Origin of the sequence: Streptomyces viridochromogenes DSM 40736 (genome assembly GCF_000158955.1) — a bacterium.
GTDB lineage: Bacteria > Actinomycetota > Actinomycetes > Streptomycetales > Streptomycetaceae > Streptomyces > Streptomyces venetus.
The window spans coordinates 4,464,526-4,482,380 of record NZ_GG657757.1 but is presented as its reverse complement, the minus strand read 5'-3'; the positions used below and the strand labels follow the sequence as shown (position 1 = coordinate 4,482,380).

Here is a 17,855-nt window from a genome sequence, read left to right as displayed (position 1 = left end):
CGCGGTGACGGCGCGGTTGCCGGTGCGTTCTGGCTTGTCGCGCGGTTCCCCGCGCCCCTACAACTCGAACCCACCGCAGCTCCAGTGGTACAGGGTCATGGCCACACTGGTCGCGAGGTTGTAGCTGCTGACCTGCGGGCGCATCGGGAGGGACAGCAGGTGGTCCGCGCGGGCGCGGAGTTCCGGCGACAGGCCCGTGCGTTCTGAGCCGAAGGCGAGGACGGCGTCGTCCGGGAGCTTGGTGGACCGGATGTCGTCGCCCTCCGGGTCGAGGGCGAACAGTGGGCCGGCCGGCAGGTCGGCGACCTCCAGCCGTTCCACCGCCGTCGCGAAGTGCAGGCCCGCCCCGCCGCGTACGACCGTCGGGTGCCAGGGGTCGACCGTGCCCGTCGTCACCACGCCGGTCGCGCCGAAACCGGCGGCCAGGCGGATCACCGCCCCCGCGTTGCCGAGGTTGCGCGGGTTGTCGAGGACCACGACCGGGGCCGTACGCGGGGTGTGCGCGAGCCGTGCGAGGTGGGACTCGCGGGACGGCCGTACCGCCAGGGCCGCCACCGCCGTGGGATGCGGGCGCGGCACGAACGACGTGTACGTCTCGTGCGGCACCTCCGTCAGCAGGTCGGCCAGCGCGTCCCGGACGTCCGGGGCCAGTTCGTCGGCGAGGGCGAGCGTGGCCGCCCGGTCGGCGGTGACCGCCACCGGCACCTCGGCGCCGAACCGCACGGCGTGCTTGAGGGCGTGGAAGCCGTCGAGCAGGACGGTGCTGCCGGCGAGCCGGTGCCAGACGGGGACGGGGTCGGTCATGTCCCGAAGCCTACGTGCGTGGTCTCGGGGCTCTCGGGGGCGTGCTGCTCGGGGACCGGCGTGCGCCCGCCGCGGCGGAGGAGGCGGTCACGCGCGCGGGACGCCCAGCCGCCCAGGCGGCGCAGGAAGGACGTCGGCAGGAACACCGCGTCCGCCGCGATCATCGCCAGCGAGAAGAACGGCAGGCCGAGCACGACGGCGATCACGGCGTGCTCGGTGATCATGAGTGCCAGCAGGACGTTCTTCACCCGCCGGTTGAACAGCGTGAACGGGAAGGCGACCTGCACGAGGACCGTTCCGTAGGTCACGAGCATCACGAGCGTGCCGCTCGCGGACAGCAGGTCGGCGAGGGCCGGCCAGGGCGAGAAGTACTCCAGGTGGAGCGGATAGTAGACCGCGGTGCCGTCCTGCCAGCGGGAGCCCTGGATCTTGTACCAGCCGGCCGTCGCGTAGATCAGGCACGCCTCGGCCATGATCACGAGCAGGGCACCGTTGTGCACGATGCCGGCGACGACGTCGAGCAGGATCCGCGGCTCACCGGACGTCGCCCGGCGGCCGGCCAGCCACCACAGGGCCTGTGCCGCCCACACCGTCCACAGCAGCGCCGGTATGAGCCAGTCGCCCTCCATCCGCCCGGCCAGGGTGACCGCGATCAGCACGAACCCGGACACGCACCACAGGGCAGGGCCGGTCCGGTCGGTGACGCGCTCGCCCCGCTCGCGTGCCGCCCGGGCGCGGGCGGCCCGCCGGGCGTCCAGCGACCACACCTGGGCGCAGCGCGTGAACACCAGGTAGACCGACATCAGGTGCAGCACGTTGTCGCCGCCGTCGCCCACGAAGACGCTGCGGTTCTGCAGGGACAGCACACCGACCATGAACACCACCGACATGGTGCGGGTGCGCCAGCCCAGCAGCAGCAGGGCACTGGAGAGGATCGCGAGCGCGTAGACGATCTCGAACCAGATCCGGCCGTCCGACCACATCAGGACGGTGAAGGCCTCGTTGGCCCTGATCAGCTGCTCGGCGAGACCCCAGCTCCAGGGCCCGTCGGGGCCGTAGAGCTCGCTGCGGTGAGGGAGCTCGCGCAGCAGGAACAGCAGCCAGGTCGCGCTGAAACCGATACGGATCACGGCGGTCTGGTAGGGGCCGAGGGCGGCCTCGGTGACGCGGGCTATGCCGCGCGAGACGGCCAGGGAGAAGCGGTTCACCGCGCGCCTCCCCCGGCCCCGGCCGCCGGCACCGGCCACCACGGCAGCTCGCGGTAGGACGGTGTCGTGGAGACCTTCTCCCGGCTCCATTCCGGCGGGGGCACGTTGCTGGTGCGCGACCGGACCTGGACGCGCTCGACGGCGCCGCCGCCCCCGGTCGCGGCCCGCACCGCGTCGTCGCGGTCGAGACGCAGCTCCACGATCCGGCGCAGATACGTCTCGGAGAGCGAGCCGCGCAGGCCCACCGGACGGTTCTCGGTGTCGTGCGTCGCGAGGAAGAAGTCCCAGGCGCGGCGCAGCTCGTTCTGCTGGGTGTGGCTGGGCAGCAGATTGCCGTCGATGGCCCGGCCGTCCTCGGCGGACAGGTCGTACCAGCCGGTGGTCACCGTCCCGCCCTCCCCGTCCCGGACCTCGGCGCGCGCCTGGATGGAGATGTTCTGCTGGAGCGGGTTGGGCGCGAAGAGCTTCCAGTTCTGCTCGAACTCCGGGTAGATCCAGTCGTCCACGGCCTTGCCGTGCTCCCTGGTGACGGTGTTCGTCGGCGCGACGTGCAGGAAGGTCATCCCGAGGTGCACACAAACCCCGACCGCGACGACCGCGAGGGCCAGGACGACGACGATCTGACCGGGGAGGGAGAGCGCGGCTATGCCCGAGCGGGGGTCCACGGGCGGGCCCTGGTCGAGAGGCGGACCCTGGTCGGGAGGCAAGCCCTGGTCGGGAGGCAAGCCCTGGTCGAGAGGCGGGCCCTGGTCGAGAGGCTCGGCCGACGCGGCGACGGACAGGACCTGGTCGGCCGGCGCGCTCCGCCCGACCGGCTCGTCCGGCCCGTGCCGGGCGTTCGCGCCCTCGTCGTACGCGTCCAATTCCGCCCCGTTCCCCGATCCCGGTCCGTCGTTCCGTCCGCCCGGCCGGCCGCGAGGGCGTCGTACCGCCCGCGCAACCGCTGCGCGGCGTCGGCACGGGAACGGTACTCAGGCCGCCCACCCCGGCACAGCCCCTGCCCGCCGGTCCCCGCCGTGGCCGTCGCCACACCGCGGAAGCGGCACAGGAGTGACACCCTACGGCGCCCGCCGCACGCCCATTCCCTTCTTCTAGAACCTGTTCTATCTTGCGGCCCGTCAGCTCAACGGGACCGGCCGGAAGGACAGCCACCGTGGACTTCACCTTCACCGAGGAGCAGCAGGCGGCGGCCGAGGCGGCGAAGGGCGTGTTCGCCGGGGTCGCGCCGGACGCCGTGCCCAGCCCGGCCCTCACCCGGGGCGCCGTCGCCGACTCCTGCGACCGCGCCCTGTGGGCCAGGCTCGCCGACGCGGACCTGCTCAGCCTGCTGCTGGACGCGCGCTACGGCGGGGCGGGCCTGGACGCCATCGCCCTCTGCCTGGTGCTGCGGGAGTCGGCGAAGGTGCTGGCCAGGGTGCCGCTGCTGGAGAGCAGCGCTGCCGCCGCGGTGATACAGGCCCACGGCGGCGAGGAGGCCAGGGTGGCCCTGCTGGCCCCGGCCGGCCGGGGCGAGCTCGTGCTGACCGTCGCCGCGCACGGCCGCACCGGCCACGACCCGGCCGAGCTCGCCGTGACCGCACGGCAGGACGGCGGCACCTGGGTGCTGGACGGAGTGCAGACAGCGGTGCCCTGGGCCTACGACGCGGACGTCACGGTCGTCCCCGCGCACACGGGGTCCGGCCGGACCCTGCTGGCCCTGGTCCCGCGCGGGCACCAGGGGGTGGACCTCGCCGAGCAGTTCTCCACCAGCGGCGAGCGGCTCGGCGAACTGCGGCTTCAGTCGACGCGGCTCGCGGCCCGGGACGTGATCGACGCCGACGGCGCGTGGGAGTGGCTGCGGGACCTGCTGGCCACCGGCACCTGCGCGCTGGCGCTCGGGCTGGGAGAGCGGGTGCTGCGGATGACCGGGGAGTACACGGGCGAGCGGGAGCAGTTCGGCTTCCCGATCGCCACCTTCCAGGCCGTCGCCGTGCAGGCCGCCGACCGCTACATCGACCTGCGCGCGATGGAGGCCACCCTGTGGCAGGCCGCCTGGCGGCTCGCCTCGGGGGCCCCGGGCGCGCTGCCCGCCACCGGTGACGTCGCCGTCGCCAAGATCTGGGCGGCGGAGGGCGTACGACGGGTCGTACAGACCGCGCAGCATCTGCACGGCGGGTTCGGCGCCGACGTCGACTATCCCCTGCACCGCTACCACGCCTGGGCCAAGCACCTGGAGCTGTCGCTCGGCCCGGCGGCGGCACACGAGGAGGCCCTGGGCGACCTGCTGGCGGCCCACCCGCCGGCCTGAAGGGTGCGGCGAACCGCCGCTACAGCACGAACCCCGGCTGACCGTCGTCCGTCACCACGGCGCGGCCCGCCGCCTCCCACACCTGCATGCCGCCGTCGACGTTCACGGCGTCGATGCCCTGCTGGGCCAGGTACATCGTGACCTGGGCGGAACGGCCGCCGGAGCGGCAGATGACATGGACCCGGCCGTCCTGCGGGGCGGCCTCGGTCAGCTCGCCGTAGCGGGCGACGAAATCACTGAGGGGGATGTGCAGCGCCCCCTCGGCGTGACCCGCCTTCCATTCGTCGTCCTCGCGGACGTCCAGCAGGAAGTCGCCGTCCTTGAGGTCCGCGACCGCGACCGTGGGCACACCAGCTCCAAAACTCATGCGCCCGACGCTACCCGAACCGGCCCGCGGGCCGGACGGGACGCGGCTCAGCCCTCCGTGAGCAGCCCGGCCAGCTCGTTCTCGCGCTCGGTGACCTGGGTGCGCAGCTGCTGCCCGATCTCGTCCAGGAGACCGTCCGGGTCGTCCGGGGCCAGCTGGAGCATGTGGCCTATGGCGCTCTCCTCCAGCTCCTTGGCGAGCAGGGCGAGCAGCTCCTTGCGCTGGGCGAGCCATTCGAGCCGGGCGTAGAGCTCCTCGGCGCGGCTCGGGCCCCACTTCAGCTCGGGCCCCGCGGCCCACTCCTCGGCGAGCTCGCGCAGCTCCGCCTCGTCGCCCCGGGCGTAGGCGGCGTTCACCCGGGTGATGAACTCCTCGCGCCGCGCGCGTTCCTTCTCCTCCTGGGCCAGGTCGGGGTGGGCCTTGCGGGCGAGGTCGCGGTAGAGCTTGCGGGCCTCCTCGCTGGGGCGGACCCGCCGCGGTGGCCGGACCGCCTGGTCCGTGAGCATCGCCACGGACTCCGGGAACAGGCCGCTGTCGTCCATCCAGCCGTGCAGCAGCTCCTCGACGCCGGGGATCGGTGCGAGGCGGGCCCGGGCCTCTTCCGCCCGGCGCCGGTCGTCGGGGTCGCCGCTGCGGGCCGCCCGGGCCTCGAGGATCCGGGCGTCCAACTCCTCCAGCCGGGCGTAGAGCGGGCCGAGCTTCTGTTCGTGCAGGCGGGAGAAGTTCTCGATCTCGACGCGGAAGGTCTCCACCGCGATCTCGTACTCGATCAGCGCCTGCTCGGCGGCCCGTACGGCGCGCTCCAGGCGTGCCTCGGGCCGGGCGGCGTCGCCACCATCCTGCTCAGCTTCCGGGGTCGTCACCCGACCAGCCTAGGTCACGGTCGCGTGAGTGCCGGTGCCCGTGCTCCTGCCACCCGGCGCGCCCGGCCCCGTCGCAGCCCGCACGTTGCGCGACCCCGGCGCAGCGGGGCGCCGCCCGCGGCTGATGCCCGCAGCAGGCTCAGACACCCATCTCCGCCGCGATCCGACCCTCCCGGACCGCCGTGACCAGGTCGGAATGGTCCGCCTCGGTCCGATCCGCGTAGGCCAAGGCGAACCCCGCCATCGCCTCGTCCAGCTCATCGCTCTTCCCGCAGTACCCCGCGACGAGCCGCGGATCGACGCTGTGGGAGTGGGCGCGGGCCAGCAACGCGCCGGTCATGCGGCCGTAGTCGTCCATCTGGTCGGCGGCGAGAGCGGCCGGGTCGACGCTGCCCTTGCGGTTGCGGAACTGGCGGACCTGGAAGGGGCGTCCGTCGACCGTCGTCCAGCCGAGCAGTATGTCGCTGACGACCTGCATCCGCTTCTGGCCGAGCACGACCCGCCGGCCCGCGTGCTCGGCCTGCGGCGCTTCGAAACCGGCCGTCACCAGATGCGGCACCAGTGCCGACGGCCGCGCCTCCTTCACCTGGAGCACCAGCGGCTCACCCCGGTGGTCCAGCAGCAGGACGACGTAGGACCGGGTGCCGACGCTGCCGGTGCCCACGACCCGGAACGCCACGTCATGCACCGCGTGCCGGGCGAGCAGCGGCAGGCGGTCCTCGGACAGCGTGCCGACGTACTCCTCCAGGGACGCCGCCACCGCCGCGGCCTCCGCGTCCGGGACCCGCCGCAGCACCGGCGGGGCGTCGACGAAGCGGCGCCCGCCGTCCTCGGTGGCCTCCGTCGACTTGGCCGCGAAGCGGCCGCTGGTGTTGCGGCGGGCCTTCTCGGAGATCCGCTCCAGCGTGCCGACCAGGTCGTGGGCGTCCGTGTGGGAGACGAGTTCCTCGTCCGCGATGGCGTTCCACGCGTCCAGCACCGAGAGCTTCGCCAGCAGCCGCATGGTGCGGCGGTAGGCGCCCACCGCGTCCTGGGCCGCCTTGCGGCACCGGTCCTCGTCGGCACCGGCCTCCCGGCCCGCGAGCACCAGGGAGGCCACGAGGCGCTTGAGGTCCCACTCCCAGGGGCCCCGCACCGTCTCGTCGAAGTCGTTCAGATCGATGACGAGTCCGCCACGCGGGTCGCCGTACAGGCCGAAGTTGGCCGCGTGCGCGTCGCCGCAGATCTGCGCCCGTATCCGGGTCATGGGGGTGTGCGCCAGGTCGTACGCCATGAGGCCCGCCGCGCCGCGCAGGAAGGCGAACGGTGTGGCGGCCATGCGGCCGACCCGGATCGCGGTGAGCTCGGGGAGCCTGCCGCGGTTCGACTCCTCGACCGCGCTCACCGCGTCGGGCCGGGACGCGTGCAGGTCGAGCGTGGCGTGCGCGCCGCGGGGGATCCGCTTGCGCAGGGCCTTGCCCTCGTCCTTGGGTGAGCCCTCGGGCGGCCATTCGGCGAAGCCTCGCACCCGGGGCAGCCGACGCCTCGTCCCGTCCTGCGCCCCGGTCCCGCCCTCTGCTCCAGCCCTGGTCATACCGACCGCCTTCCCCCGCACGCACACGAACAGCAACTCATGCCGACCGTACAACCGGCGGCCCAAACGCGTCACACCCTGGGGAAAACTCCACGACTGTGGACAACTCGTGCGGGAGCCGACCCGAGGACGTCGAGGCCGGTTCCGCCCTGCCCGCCGCCCTCTGCCGTCACCGGCCCCTATGTCGCCGAGGAAGCCCGCACCGCCCCCGGCGAGGCCTGCGCCGGCACGGCACCCACCTGTTCCCGCCCCTCCGCCAGCACCCGCTCCGCCCGCTCCGCCGAGATGTCGAGACGGGCCAGGACCGCGGGGACGGCGATGCTCGGCAGGAAGTGTTCGAACAGCACGACGACACGGCGCTCCAGATCCTGCCGCTGGCAGCGCAGCTGGGACAGCAGCTGCACCCCCGAGAAGCTGCCGACCAGCAGCTCCGCCGTCTCCGCCACGTCGACGTGCGGCAGCAGTTCGCCCTGGGCCTTCGCCTCGGCGAGCCGCTGCACGTTCTGGTCGAACCACATGCCGAAGGCCATGGTGCGGTCGAGGTCCATGGCCCCCTGGTCGAGGGCGAGTCCCACGCTGGCGCGCACCAGCGGTTCGGACCGGAGCCGGCGGGCCAGCACCAGCCCGGAGTCGACGAGTTCCTGGAGTTTGCTGGACTGCGGCGGGAGCGCGATCGAGAGCTGCTCCTCGAACACCCCCACCGCGAGCTCCTCCTTGGAGCCGAAATGGAAGTACAGCGCGCCCTTGGTGACCCCGGCCCGGTCCAGGATCTCCCCGATGGTCGCCGAGGTGTAGCCACGTTCGTCGAAGACGGCCGCGGCCGCCTCCAGGATGGTCCGCCGGGTGCGGATCGCGCGCTCCTGTCGCGCCATCGCATGCCTCCTGATCTCCGTCGATCCCTGTGAAACCGCTGTGCAGCGGGGGCGCGAGAGGCCGTTTCCAGCGGTGTGGCCCACCCTTTGAAAAAAACCGGCTAGTCCGTATCTTAGTCAAACGCCGACCTCAGCCAGGCAGCCGATCCTGGGGGTTCTCATGCAGCAGTCAGGACCTTTAAGCGCACCCTTGGACGATCAGACCGGACACTGGGCCGGTCCGGCAAACGAAACGCCTGCGGCCGTCGAGAACGCGCCATACCCCGTGGTCATCGATCCCATCGAACCCCCCGACATAGAACCCCCCGACTCCACCCCGGTCACCAAAGAGCTGGCCCACCGCACCGTCGACACGGACGTCTTCCCCACCCGGTGGTGCCGAATCTCCGAGACCCGCTTCCGCTTCACCGCCCACTGGCCTGCCGTCCACACCTTCTTCCACCCCGTGGACGACCGCCACCAGGATCCGATGATCGTGGGCGAAACGTTGCGGCAGGCCTCGATGGTGCTCGCGCACGCCGAGTTCGGCGCCCCCGACGACACCCATTTCGTCATGTACGACCTGACCGTCTTCACCGACCCGTCCGCGCTCCTGCTGTCGGACGCCGCCGAGCCGGTCGAGATCGACGTCGTGTGCTCGGAGATCCGCCGCCGGGGCCGGGGCCTGCACAGCATGCGCACCACCATGGAGTTCCGCCGGGCGGGACGCCTCGTGGCCCGCGGCACGGGCAGCACCGCCTGCACCTCCCCGCTCGCCTACCGCCGTCTGCGGGCACAGCGGCTGACCGCCCCGGTCACTCACCTCCCGCTGCCGCCGGGCATCGCCCCGGAGGTCGCGGGCCGGGCTCGCGCCGAGGACGTCGTCCTCGCACCCGCCGGCCGGCCGGGCGTCTGGCGGCTGCGCGTCGACACCGGCCATCCGGTGCTCTTCCCCCGGCCCAACGACCACGTGCCCGGCATGGTCCTGTTCGAGGCGGCCCGCCAGGCCGCGACCGCCGCCTCCGGCCGGCACCCCTTCCTGCCCCGCGCGATGACGGCCACCTTCGCCCGGTACGCCGAGCTGGACACCCCGTGCTGGATCCAGACGCAGGTCCTCGACGAGGAGCCGGGGCAGGTCACCGTCCGGGTCGAGGGACGGCAGGAGGGCAAGTCCGTCTTCAGCGCCACGCTGACCTGCGCGCAGCCGGCCCGGGTACGGTCCCTGTCGTGACGGTCAACGTTCTGATCACGGGCGGAAGCGGCTTCGTCGGCAGCCGGGTGGCGGCCGTCGCACAGGGGCGACCGGACGTCCGGGTACGACACTTGTCCCGCCGGACGCACCAGGGAGCGGCCCCCGGCGAACCGGTCCAGGGCGACCCCTTCCGCGGCGAACCCGGCCACGGCGAAGTGGTCCACGGCGATCTCCTCAACCCCCCGTCCCTGCGCGGTGTCTGCGCGGACACCGACGTCCTGGTGCACTGCGCCACGCGGATCGACGGCGACGCCGGGACCGTCGAGGCCGTCAACGACCTGGGCACCCGCGCCCTGGTCGAGGAGGCCGTCCGCGCCGGAGTGAGCCGGATCGTGTACGTGAGCACGGCCGCGGTGTACGGCCGGGGCCCCTTCCGCGGCGTACGCCCCGGGGAGGTGCCGGTCGCGCCCGCGTCGGCCACCAGCCGCACCCGGGCCGCCGCCGAACGGCACGTCCTCGACGCCGGCGGCCTGGTGCTGCGCCCGCACCTCGTGTACGGCGAGGGCGACCGCTGGGTCGTCCCCGGACTGGTGCGGCTGCTGCGCGAGCTGTCGGCGACCCTGACCGGCTGCGCGGCACTCCAGTCGATGATCGACGTCGGCACCCTGGGTCGTGCGGTGGTGGCCGCGGCCCTGTCGCCGGCGCTCGACGGCGGGGTGCACCACGTCAACCACCCCGAGCCGGTCGGGGCGGCGGAGCTGCTCGGTGCGGTGTGCGCGCAGGTGGAGGAGCCCGGCGGCGGTGCGGCGGTGGATGTCGCCACCGCTCTGGACCGGGCCGCCGGGACACCGTTCGCCCTGCATCACCTGGGCATGCTCACGGTCGACCACTGGTTCGTGGACGACGCCTTCTGGAAGGTCCTCGACTGCTCGCCCGGCGACGGTTTCGCCGCCGGGTTCACGCGCGCGGCACCTTGGTACCGCTCGTTCCTCGCAGCTCGCTCAGCTTCCTGATCGCTCCGGCCTCCTCCGCACGCGGACCCAGGTCCGGGCCCGGGTTGCGGCCGTGCAGCAGCACGGGCAGTTCCTGGTGCCCCGTCGAGATGATGGACCGCAGCCGCTTCGGCGGCCGGGCCGGGTCGGCCAGGGCCAGCCGGGGGAAACGGTCGAAGAGGGACGTCAGGGCCGCCGTGGCCTCGGCCATGGCCAGTGGCCGGCCCAGGCAGTGGTGCACGCCGTGGCCGAAGGACACGTGGTCGCGGCTGGTGGCGCGGGTGACGTCGAACCGCTCGGCGTCCGGGCCGTGCCGCTCGGGGTCGCGTCCCGCGCCGGCGAAGGACACCACGAGCGGGTCGCCCTTCGGGATCGTCAGCCCCGGCTCGATCTCGATGTCCTGCACGGCGTAGCGCAGGCCCGACATGGCGCCGGGTGCCTCGAAGCGCAGCGACTCCTCGATGGCGTCCTCCCAGGTCACCCGCCCGGAGCGGACGAGTTCGAGCTGGTCGGGGTGGGCCAGCAGGCTGTGCACCGTGTTGTCGATGAGGTTGACGGTCGTCTCGAAACCCGCGGTGAGCAGCAGGATCAGGTTGTCCATCAACTCCTGTTCGCTGAGGCTCCCTTCGTCGCGGGCGGCGATGAGGGCGGTCGTCAGGTCGTCGGCCGGGTGCTCGCGCTTGTCCTGGAGGAACGCGGTCAGCGTGCCGTACAGGTCGACGGCGTTGGCCTGGGCGTCCTCCAGGGATATCGCCGTGTCGAAGAAGCTGTCGATGATCCGGTAGAGGGCCCTGCGCGGGCCGTCCTCGCCGCGCGGTACGCCGAAGAGTTCGCACACCACCTCGTGCGGCACCGGCGCCGCGAACGCCGCCCGCAGGTCGACGACTTCGCCGGCGGGGATCCGCTCCAGGTCGTCCAGCGCCCGGTCGACGATCTCCTGGACGCGGGGGAGCAGCGCGTCGACGCGGCGCTTGGTGAAGGCGGCGGCCATCGGCTTGCGCAGCCGGCTGTGGTCGGATCCGTAGGCGGTGACCATGTTGCGCACCGAGACCCAGATCGCGAGCGGCCAGGTGCGGGAGATGTCCCCGTTGATCCAGGCCGGCCAGTGCTGGAAGGCGTCCTTGCTCGTCTCGGGACCGGCCAGGAGCCGCTTGTTCAGCTCCAGGCCGTTGATCCACCACGCCCGTACGCCGCCGGGGAGTTCGATCTCGACGGCCGGGCCCTGGTCGCGGATCCGGGATATCTCGCCGTACAGGTCCTGGCCGGACGGCTCGATCGTCAGGAAGGGGCAGGCCTGCTGTGCCATGACACATCGCTCCTTGAACCAGAGGCAGGGGGAACCATCGTCCGATGGGAGCGACGAGAAAACTTGGCAACCGGTTTGTTTTGCCCATGGCTTAACGCTGTGGGCGTGTCGGTGAGGGGCGGGGAGCGGGGCGCAGCGGCGAGGTGGCGGGGCGGCCGGGCGGGGCCGCGACGCCGCTACCGCAGCGCGAGCCCTGCCCGGTTGGTGTCCCCCTGCGGCGCGTCCGTGTCCGCGTCGGCGTCCGGTTCCACGAGGTGCCGCCCGCTCCCCGCCGGGTCCAGGGCGACGGCCACGTGCGGTGCGGCCACGCACGGCAGGAGCAGGTGCCACAGGTCGGTCAGCGAGTGCCGCCCGAGCCAGCCGTGGTCGTCCCGGGACAGCACCTCGATGCCGGTCGTGGCGGCGAGGACGACGGCGATGCCGCGGTGCGGCGGCACCCCGGCGGCGAGTTCGCCCTTCCGCTCCGCCTCGGCCAGCAGTTCATGCACGCACTCCCGCCACTCCCGGCGCAGGTCACGCACCCGCCCGGCGACCGCCTCGGCGTTGAGCCGCAGCCCCGCGCGCACCACGACGTCGGCGCGCAGCAGCCGGCCGACGTGGTGGGTGACGTCCACCAGGCGCTGCAACGCGCACCCGTCGCCGCCGCGGCCCCGGGCCGCGGCACGGCGCAGGGCGCGGGCGGCGACGTGCTCGACGGCCTCGGCCACGGCGGCCTTGTTCACGAAGTGGAAGTGCAGCGCGCCGGCGCTGACTCCGGCTCCCGCGCTGATCTCCGCCAGGCTGGCCCGGACGTATCCGCGTGCCTCGAAGTGCTCGGCGGCCGACCGGATCAGCGCGAGACGGGTCCGGACGGCCCGGTCCTGTTTGGTCACCCGTGGCTCCCCTGCACGGCTCTGATGGGCGACGCAATGAAACCAACTCGGTGGTTTTTCCACAACGCGTGGGCGGGCGCGGCACGTTGGGGCCGGCCTCAGGCCCGCAGATACGCCAGCACGGCCAGCACCCGGCGGTGCGTCCCGTCCGCCGGCGGCAGGTCCAGCTTGGTGAGGATGCCGGAGACGTGCTTGCCCACGGCCGCTTCGGACACGACCAGTTCGCGGGCGATGGAGCTGTTGGACCTGCCCTCCGCGATCAGCGCCAGCACCTCCCGCTCGCGCGGGGTGAGCCGCTCCAGCGGGTCGCGGCGGCGACGCAGCAACTGCCGTACGACCTCGGGGTCGACGACCGTGCCGCCGTCGGCGACCTCGCCGAGCGCCTCGATGAACTCCTCGACCTGGCCGACACGGTCCTTGAGCAGGTAGCCGACGCCCGTGCCGTCACCGGAGTCCAGCAGTTCGGCGGCGTAGCGGCGCTGCACGTACTGGCTGAGGACCAGGACGGGCAGCGCGGGCCGCTCCCCGCGCAGGCGCACGGCAGCGTGCAGGCCCTCGTCCTGGAAGCCGGGCGGCATCCGCACGTCCGTCACGACCACGTCGGGGTCGTGCTCCCCGACGGCCGTGACCAGCGCCTCGGCGTCCCCGACGGCCGCGACGACCTCGTGTCCGCAGCGGCCGAGCAGCCCGACCAGGCCGTCCCGCAACAGCACGCTGTCCTCGGCCAGGACCACACGCAGCGGCCGGTCGACTCGCAGCGTCACAGCCGCTCAACTCGCAGGGTCACAGGGGATCTCCACACACAGCAGGGTCGGTCCGCCGGGCGGGCTGGACAGGGAGAGTCTGCCATCGAGCACCGACACCCGGTCGGCGAGTCCGGTCAGTCCGCTGCCCTCCCCGGCCCGGGCGCCACCGCACCCGTCGTCGCGGATCCGCAGGACCAGCCGGCCGTCGCGGTGCCCGCCGCTCACCTCCGCCCGGCTCGCCCCGCTGTGCCGGCCCACGTTGGCGAGCGCCTCGCACACCACGAAGTACGCGGCGGCCTCGACGGCCTGGGGCAGCCGTCCGGGCAGCTCCAGGCCTACGTCCACGGGCACGGCCGAGCGGTCGGCAGCGTCGGCGACGGCGGCTTCGAGGCCGTAGTCGGCGAGGACCCTGGGGTGAATGCCGTGGATGAGCTCGCGCAATTCCGCGAGGGCCGTGCCGGCCTGAGCGTGCGCCTTGTCGAGCTGGTCGGCCAGCGGGCCGGGCGGGGCGTCCAGCCGGGCCAGGCCGAGCGTCATCGTCAGGGCGACGAGCCGCTGCTGGGCCCCGTCGTGCAGATCGCGCTCGATGCGCCGCCGCTCCGCCTCGAAGGCGTCCACCAACCGCACCCGGGAACGGGCCAGTTCTGCCACCCTGGCCCCCAGGTCGGCCTCCCGCGAGGCGACCAGCAGCCGCGCCAGACCGGCCCGGGCACCGGCCGCGACGCCCAGCAGGTAGGCGCCCAGAACCAGCAGGGCCAGCCCGAGGACGGCGAAGCCGAAGGCCGCCGGCCAACCGGAGACCAGCCACACCTTGAGCACCTTCGCCTCACCGGCGGTGGCCACGACCAACGGGGTCGCGACCACGGTCGAGGGGCCCAGCAGGAAGAAGGCGAGCGCGAGGGCGTCCACCGGCCACAACACTCCCGCGAACAGCAGGGCATGGCCGAACTCACGCCAGGTGGCCCGTTCCCGCAGCCGCGTCGACAACCAGGCCCTCAGCCCCGGTTCCCCGGGACTCTCATGCGGGTCGGGCGCCGGGCCCGGGTCCACCAGCCGCAGCCTGAGCCGCTCCAGCGCCGCCACCGGAATGCCCGCCAGAGCCGTCCCCAGCAGCAACGGCAACCCCACCAGCGCCGGAGCGAGCACCGCGCCGGCCGCCGCGGACGTCACGATCCCCACCAGCACGACGACACCGGTCACCACGCCGGTGAGCAGGTAACCGGCCGACCGCCAGGGCCACGCCGACAGCAGATAGCCGGGCCGGGCCATGGCCCGCCACACGTTGGGAGGGTGCATGCGGATCACCGTAGAAGCCCCTCGCGGCCCCGGCCATGGGCCCAGAGGGAGGCCCTGGGGTAGGCCTGGCCCTACCCCAGGTCTAGGCCCCGCCGCACTGCGCCGGCCCGCCCCCGCCCGGTTTCGTGGAACCGACATCGACACGAGGTGGGGAAGCCATGACACACGCATCGCACGACGCCATCCGGCTGGACTCGGTCACCAGGACGTACGGCCCCCTGAGGGCACTCGACGGGGTGTCTCTGGCGTTCCCCGCCGGGACGTTCACCGCCGTGATGGGCCCCTCCGGCTCCGGCAAGTCGACGCTGCTCCAGTGCGCGGCCGGCCTGGACCGGCCCACCTCCGGGTCGGTCACCGTGGGCGGCACCGAGATCACCGGGCTGAGCGAGCGGCGGCTGACCCTGCTGCGCCGCGAACGCGTCGGGTTCGTGTTCCAGGCGTTCAACCTGCTGCCCTCGCTGACCGCCGAGCAGAACGTGGTCCTGCCCCTGCGCCTGGCCGGCCGCCGCGTCCCGAAGGCCCGGGTGCGCCAGGCGCTGGAGCAGGTCGGCCTCGCCGACCGGGCCCGGCACAGACCGGCCCGGCTCTCCGGCGGCCAGCAGCAACGCGTCGCCCTGGCCCGGGCGTTGATCACGCGGCCCGAGGTGCTGTTCGCCGACGAGCCGACCGGAGCCCTGGACACGCGGACCGGCCACGAGGTGCTCGGGCTGCTGCGCGGCATGGTCGACCGCGAGGGCCGGACGGTCGTCATGGTCACGCACGACCCGGTGGCCGCCGCGTTCGCCGACCGCGTGGTCTTCCTCGTCGACGGGCGCGTGCACGGGGAGTTGACGGATCCGAGCGCCGACGCCGTCGCCGCGCGCATGACCCGGCTGGAGGCCGTCCCGTGCTGAGCGTCGCCCTGCGCACCCTGCGCACCCGCTGGGTCACCTTCACCGGCAGCTTCGTCGCGCTCGCGCTCGGCGTGGCCCTGCTCACCGTGACGGGCCTCGCCCTGGCCTCGTCGGCCGCTCCCCCGCAGCGCGCACCCGAACGCTTCGCGGCGGCGCCGGTCGTCGTCAAGGGACCGGACACGCTGCGCGTCCCCACATCGATCGGCGACCGTGAGGCCCGGCTCGCCCACCCGCGCCCGGTGCCCGCGGCGGCCGTCACGCGCCTTAAAGAGCTGGGCCGGGTCGTCGTGGACCGGTCCTTCGCCGTGCGCGCCGAGGGCGGCCCCGCCGACCTCGTAGGCCACCCCTGGTCCACCGCCGCGTTCGCCCCGTACGGCCTCGCCGCCGGCCGGGCGCCCCGCGCGGCGGGCGAGGTGGCCGTCACCGGCGACTGGACGCGCCCCGGCGCGCGACTCGACACCGACCGGGGCCCACTGCGTGTCGTCGGCACCCTCGCCTCGCGCGGCTTCGAGCACGCCGTGTTCTTCACCGACGCGCGGGCCGCCAAGCTGCGGCCGGTGAGCCATCAACCGGTCGTCGACGCCGAGCCGGCCGCCGTGCGGGAGGCCGTGCGGGACAGCGCCCAGGTCCTCACCGGGGACGCGCGCCGCCTCGCCGACGCCGACCCCGACCGGGACACCGAGGCGCTCACCGCGATGAACGCCCTGTTCGGCACCGCGGGCGGCGTCACCGCCTTCGTGTCGGTCTTCGTCGTGGCCTCGACGTTCGCCTTCGCGGTCGCCCAGCGGCGCCGGGAGTTCGCGCTGCTGCGCTCCGCCGGGGCGAGCCCGGGCCAGATCCGCCGGACCGTCCTCGCCGAGGCCCTCGCCGTCGGCGCGCTCGCCTCGGCCACCGGCTGCGCACTCGGCTCCTACGGGGCACCCCTGCTGGCCGTGTGGGTGGCCGACGAGGGCCTCGCCCCGGCCTGGTTCACCATGGGCCACCACACCTGGCCCTACCACGCGGCCTTCTGGACCGGCCTGCTCGTCGCACTGTGCGGGGCGACCGCGGCCTCCTGGCGGGCGGGCCGCACCGGCCCCACCGAGGCACTGCGCGAGGCGTCCGCGGACAGCGCGACCCTGCCCCGGGGCCGCCTGCTGTGCGGTACGGCCCTGCTGCTGACCGCCGCGGTGACCCTGGCCCTCGCCCTGACCGGCGGCCCGGGCGACCTGCTGCACCGCAAGACCTACGTCAGCCGCCCCATGCTGCTGATCACCGCGGCCGCCCTGCTCTCCCCGCTCGTGCTGCGTCCCCTGGTCAGGCTGCTCGCCCCGCTGCCGGGGGCCTGCGCCCTGCTGGTGCGGGAGAACGCCGCCGCCGGGGTGCGCCGCACCGCCGCCCTCGCGGCCCCCGTCCTGGTCACGGTCGCCCTCGCGGGTTCCCTGCTCGGCGCCACGGCGACCCTGAACGGGGCGAGGGCCGCCGAGACGGACGAGCGCACCACCGCCGCCTTCGTCGTGACCCCGGCGGGCGGAACGGGCTTCGACGACACCACCCTGCGCAAGCTGCGGGCGGTTCCGGGCACGGTGGTCTCGCCCTCGTCCTCGACGGCCGTCCACGTCCTGGAGGACGGCGTGGCCCTGGTGCGCTCCGAGGCGCGAGCCGCGGCCCCCGGCCCGCTGGCGGCCACCACGCGTCTGCCGCTGGCCGCCGGAGAGGTGGGCGGCCTCGACGACGAGTCGATCATCGTCAACGAGGAATGGCAGCGGCACCGGGTGGGCGAACGGGTCCGGGTGTGGCTCGGCGACGGGACGCCGCGCACCCTGCGGATCGCCGCGGTGATGACCACCGGCACGGGCAACAACGGCGTCTACGTCACCCCGCGCAACGCCCCCGGCGCCACGGTCGACCGGGTGGACGTGGCCCTGGCCGCCGGGGCCGATCCGGGAACCGTGGCCACCGCCCTGCGCACGGCGCTCGGCGCCGGGAACGGGCAGGTCCTCACCCGGGACCAGTGGATCCGGGACAGCCACCCCGGCACCAACCGCACCACCCGCCTCGGCCTCCTGCTGGTCCTCGGCATCGCCCTGCTCTACACGGGCATCTCGGTGTCCAACACCATGGTCATGGCGACGTCCGACCGGGTCCGCGACCTGGCGGCGCTGCGGCTGGCCGGGGCCACCCGGTGGCAGGTGCTGCGGATGACCGGCGCGGAGGCCCTGGCGGTGGTGGCGGCCGGTGCGCTCCTCGGCCTCCTGGTCGCCGCCGTCAACCTGGCCGGGATGGGAAGCGCCCTCGCCCTGCTGTCGGCCCCGGCCACCATCACACTGCCGTGGCAGGCCCTGGGCATGACGACGGCGGCCTGCGCCGTCCTCGCCGTGACCTCCGCGATCGCCCCGGCCGCCCTCGCCCTGCGCCGCCGCCCGGTGGAACTGGCGGGTGTGAGGGAGTGACGCACCGCGACACCCTCACGTACGGACCGCGGCGGCGAGCCCCTGCGCCTGGCCGCGCACTCGGACCGGGCGGCGGACATGCCGCGAGATCTGGCTCCGAAGCCAGGAGCGCGGCGGGCCGGGACTCTGGGACCGGAGGGGAACCTTCGGGGCGCGAGCGGTACCGAGGTACC

The 17,855-nt window shown here is 74.0% G+C and carries 16 protein-coding genes; 5 read left to right on the top strand and 11 right to left on the bottom strand.

The genetic code is table 11. The features are described from left to right. Positions 1-57 precede the first annotated feature (57 nt). Genes SSQG_RS19700 through SSQG_RS19690 form a run of 3 tightly spaced genes read right to left on the bottom strand, consistent with a single transcriptional unit; the run spans position 58 to position 2,875 of the window. Positions 58-804 (bottom strand): TrmH family RNA methyltransferase, encoded by a 747-nt coding sequence (locus SSQG_RS19700; protein WP_003991569.1) that lies wholly within the window; start codon positions 802-804, stop codon positions 58-60. Next, the gene (locus SSQG_RS19695; RefSeq protein WP_039935206.1) at positions 801-2,012 is read right to left on the bottom strand and encodes an HTTM domain-containing protein; all 1,212 of its coding nucleotides are present in this window, start codon (positions 2,010-2,012) and stop codon (positions 801-803) included. The genes SSQG_RS19700 and SSQG_RS19695 overlap by 4 nt, the downstream gene beginning before the upstream one ends. Next, on the bottom strand, positions 2,009-2,875 hold the full coding sequence (locus tag SSQG_RS19690) for a DUF5819 family protein (RefSeq protein WP_003991567.1): 867 nt from the start codon (positions 2,873-2,875) through the stop codon (positions 2,009-2,011). The genes SSQG_RS19695 and SSQG_RS19690 overlap by 4 nt, the downstream gene beginning before the upstream one ends. 290 nt (positions 2,876-3,165) lie before the next feature. Here SSQG_RS19690 and SSQG_RS19685 point away from each other — a divergent pair, with 290 nt between their 5' ends. Beyond that, positions 3,166-4,299, top strand: a complete 1,134-nt coding sequence (locus SSQG_RS19685; protein WP_003991566.1) for an acyl-CoA dehydrogenase family protein — start codon at positions 3,166-3,168, stop codon at positions 4,297-4,299. 19 nt (positions 4,300-4,318) lie between these two features. On the opposite strand, the gene SSQG_RS19680 is transcribed toward SSQG_RS19685, so the two are convergent. The 4 genes from SSQG_RS19680 to SSQG_RS19665 all read right to left on the bottom strand — a co-directional run bounded on the left by SSQG_RS19680 (position 4,319) and on the right by SSQG_RS19665 (position 7,974). Continuing rightward, complete coding sequence (locus SSQG_RS19680; RefSeq protein ID WP_003991565.1) at positions 4,319-4,648, bottom strand: rhodanese-like domain-containing protein; 330 nt, start codon at positions 4,646-4,648, stop codon at positions 4,319-4,321. 65 nt (positions 4,649-4,713) lie between these two features. Further along, on the bottom strand, positions 4,714-5,529 hold the full coding sequence (locus tag SSQG_RS19675) for a hypothetical protein (protein WP_003991564.1): 816 nt from the start codon (positions 5,527-5,529) through the stop codon (positions 4,714-4,716). 139 nt (positions 5,530-5,668) lie between these two features. Further along, complete coding sequence (locus SSQG_RS19670) at positions 5,669-7,102, bottom strand: DUF2252 domain-containing protein (protein WP_039935205.1); 1,434 nt, start codon at positions 7,100-7,102, stop codon at positions 5,669-5,671. A 179-nt stretch (positions 7,103-7,281) separates the two neighbouring features. Next, positions 7,282-7,974: a ScbR family autoregulator-binding transcription factor gene (locus SSQG_RS19665; RefSeq protein WP_003991562.1), complete on the bottom strand. Its 693-nt coding sequence runs from the start codon at positions 7,972-7,974 to the stop codon at positions 7,282-7,284. A 265-nt stretch (positions 7,975-8,239) separates the two neighbouring features. Here SSQG_RS19665 and SSQG_RS19660 point away from each other — a divergent pair, with 265 nt between their 5' ends. Together SSQG_RS19660 and SSQG_RS19655 are read left to right on the top strand one after the other, a co-directional pair. Beyond that, entirely contained in the window at positions 8,240-9,184 is a 945-nt protein-coding gene (locus SSQG_RS19660) for a ScbA/BarX family gamma-butyrolactone biosynthesis protein (protein ID WP_003991561.1), read from the top strand. Next, positions 9,181-10,158 carry an NAD-dependent epimerase/dehydratase family protein gene (locus SSQG_RS19655; protein ID WP_039933165.1) on the top strand — a complete coding sequence of 326 codons (978 nt, stop codon included), beginning with the start codon at positions 9,181-9,183 and terminating at the stop codon, positions 10,156-10,158. The genes SSQG_RS19660 and SSQG_RS19655 overlap by 4 nt, the downstream gene beginning before the upstream one ends. Here the strand turns inward: SSQG_RS19655 and SSQG_RS19650 are convergent. From SSQG_RS19650 to SSQG_RS19635, 4 genes are all read right to left on the bottom strand, one after another. After that, positions 10,103-11,443 (bottom strand): cytochrome P450 family protein, encoded by a 1,341-nt coding sequence (locus SSQG_RS19650; RefSeq protein ID WP_003991559.1) that lies wholly within the window; start codon positions 11,441-11,443, stop codon positions 10,103-10,105. The two genes, SSQG_RS19655 and SSQG_RS19650, sit on opposite strands and share 56 nt — an antisense overlap. 176 nt (positions 11,444-11,619) lie before the next feature. Next, positions 11,620-12,315: a ScbR family autoregulator-binding transcription factor gene (locus tag SSQG_RS19645; RefSeq protein ID WP_003991558.1), complete on the bottom strand. Its 696-nt coding sequence runs from the start codon at positions 12,313-12,315 to the stop codon at positions 11,620-11,622. 98 nt (positions 12,316-12,413) lie between these two features. After that, positions 12,414-13,073, bottom strand: coding sequence for a response regulator transcription factor (locus tag SSQG_RS19640; protein ID WP_208865718.1), 660 nt, complete (start codon positions 13,071-13,073; stop codon positions 12,414-12,416). A gap of 12 nt (positions 13,074-13,085) precedes the next feature. Then, on the bottom strand, positions 13,086-14,357 hold the full coding sequence (locus SSQG_RS19635; RefSeq protein ID WP_244299180.1) for a sensor histidine kinase: 1,272 nt from the start codon (positions 14,355-14,357) through the stop codon (positions 13,086-13,088). Positions 14,358-14,515: 158 nt separating this feature from the next. Here SSQG_RS19635 and SSQG_RS19630 point away from each other — a divergent pair, with 158 nt between their 5' ends. Next, positions 14,516-15,250 (top strand): ABC transporter ATP-binding protein, encoded by a 735-nt coding sequence (locus SSQG_RS19630; RefSeq protein WP_003991555.1) that lies wholly within the window; start codon positions 14,516-14,518, stop codon positions 15,248-15,250. Continuing rightward, a complete protein-coding gene (locus SSQG_RS19625) occupies positions 15,244-17,682 on the top strand; it encodes an ABC transporter permease (RefSeq protein ID WP_003991554.1) in 2,439 nt (812 codons plus the stop codon). Before SSQG_RS19630 ends, SSQG_RS19625 begins: the two co-directional genes overlap by 7 nt. Positions 17,683-17,855: the final 173 nt, after the last annotated feature.

Bases quoted from the DNA above. Each gene is read 5' to 3' on its own strand.
- SSQG_RS19665 (WP_003991562.1), bottom strand. From the start codon at position 7,974: ATGGCGCGACAGGAGCGCGCGATCCGCACCCGGCGGACCATCCTGGAG.
- SSQG_RS19630 (WP_003991555.1), top strand. From the start codon at position 14,516: ATGACACACGCATCGCACGACGCCATCCGGCTGGACTCGGTCACCAGG.
- SSQG_RS19635 (WP_244299180.1), bottom strand. From the start codon at position 14,357: ATGCACCCTCCCAACGTGTGGCGGGCCATGGCCCGGCCCGGCTATCTG.
- SSQG_RS19700 (WP_003991569.1), bottom strand. From the start codon at position 804: ATGACCGACCCCGTCCCCGTCTGGCACCGGCTCGCCGGCAGCACCGTC.
- SSQG_RS19670 (WP_039935205.1), bottom strand. From the start codon at position 7,102: ATGACCAGGGCTGGAGCAGAGGGCGGGACCGGGGCGCAGGACGGGACG.
- SSQG_RS19650 (WP_003991559.1), bottom strand. From the start codon at position 11,443: ATGGCACAGCAGGCCTGCCCCTTCCTGACGATCGAGCCGTCCGGCCAG.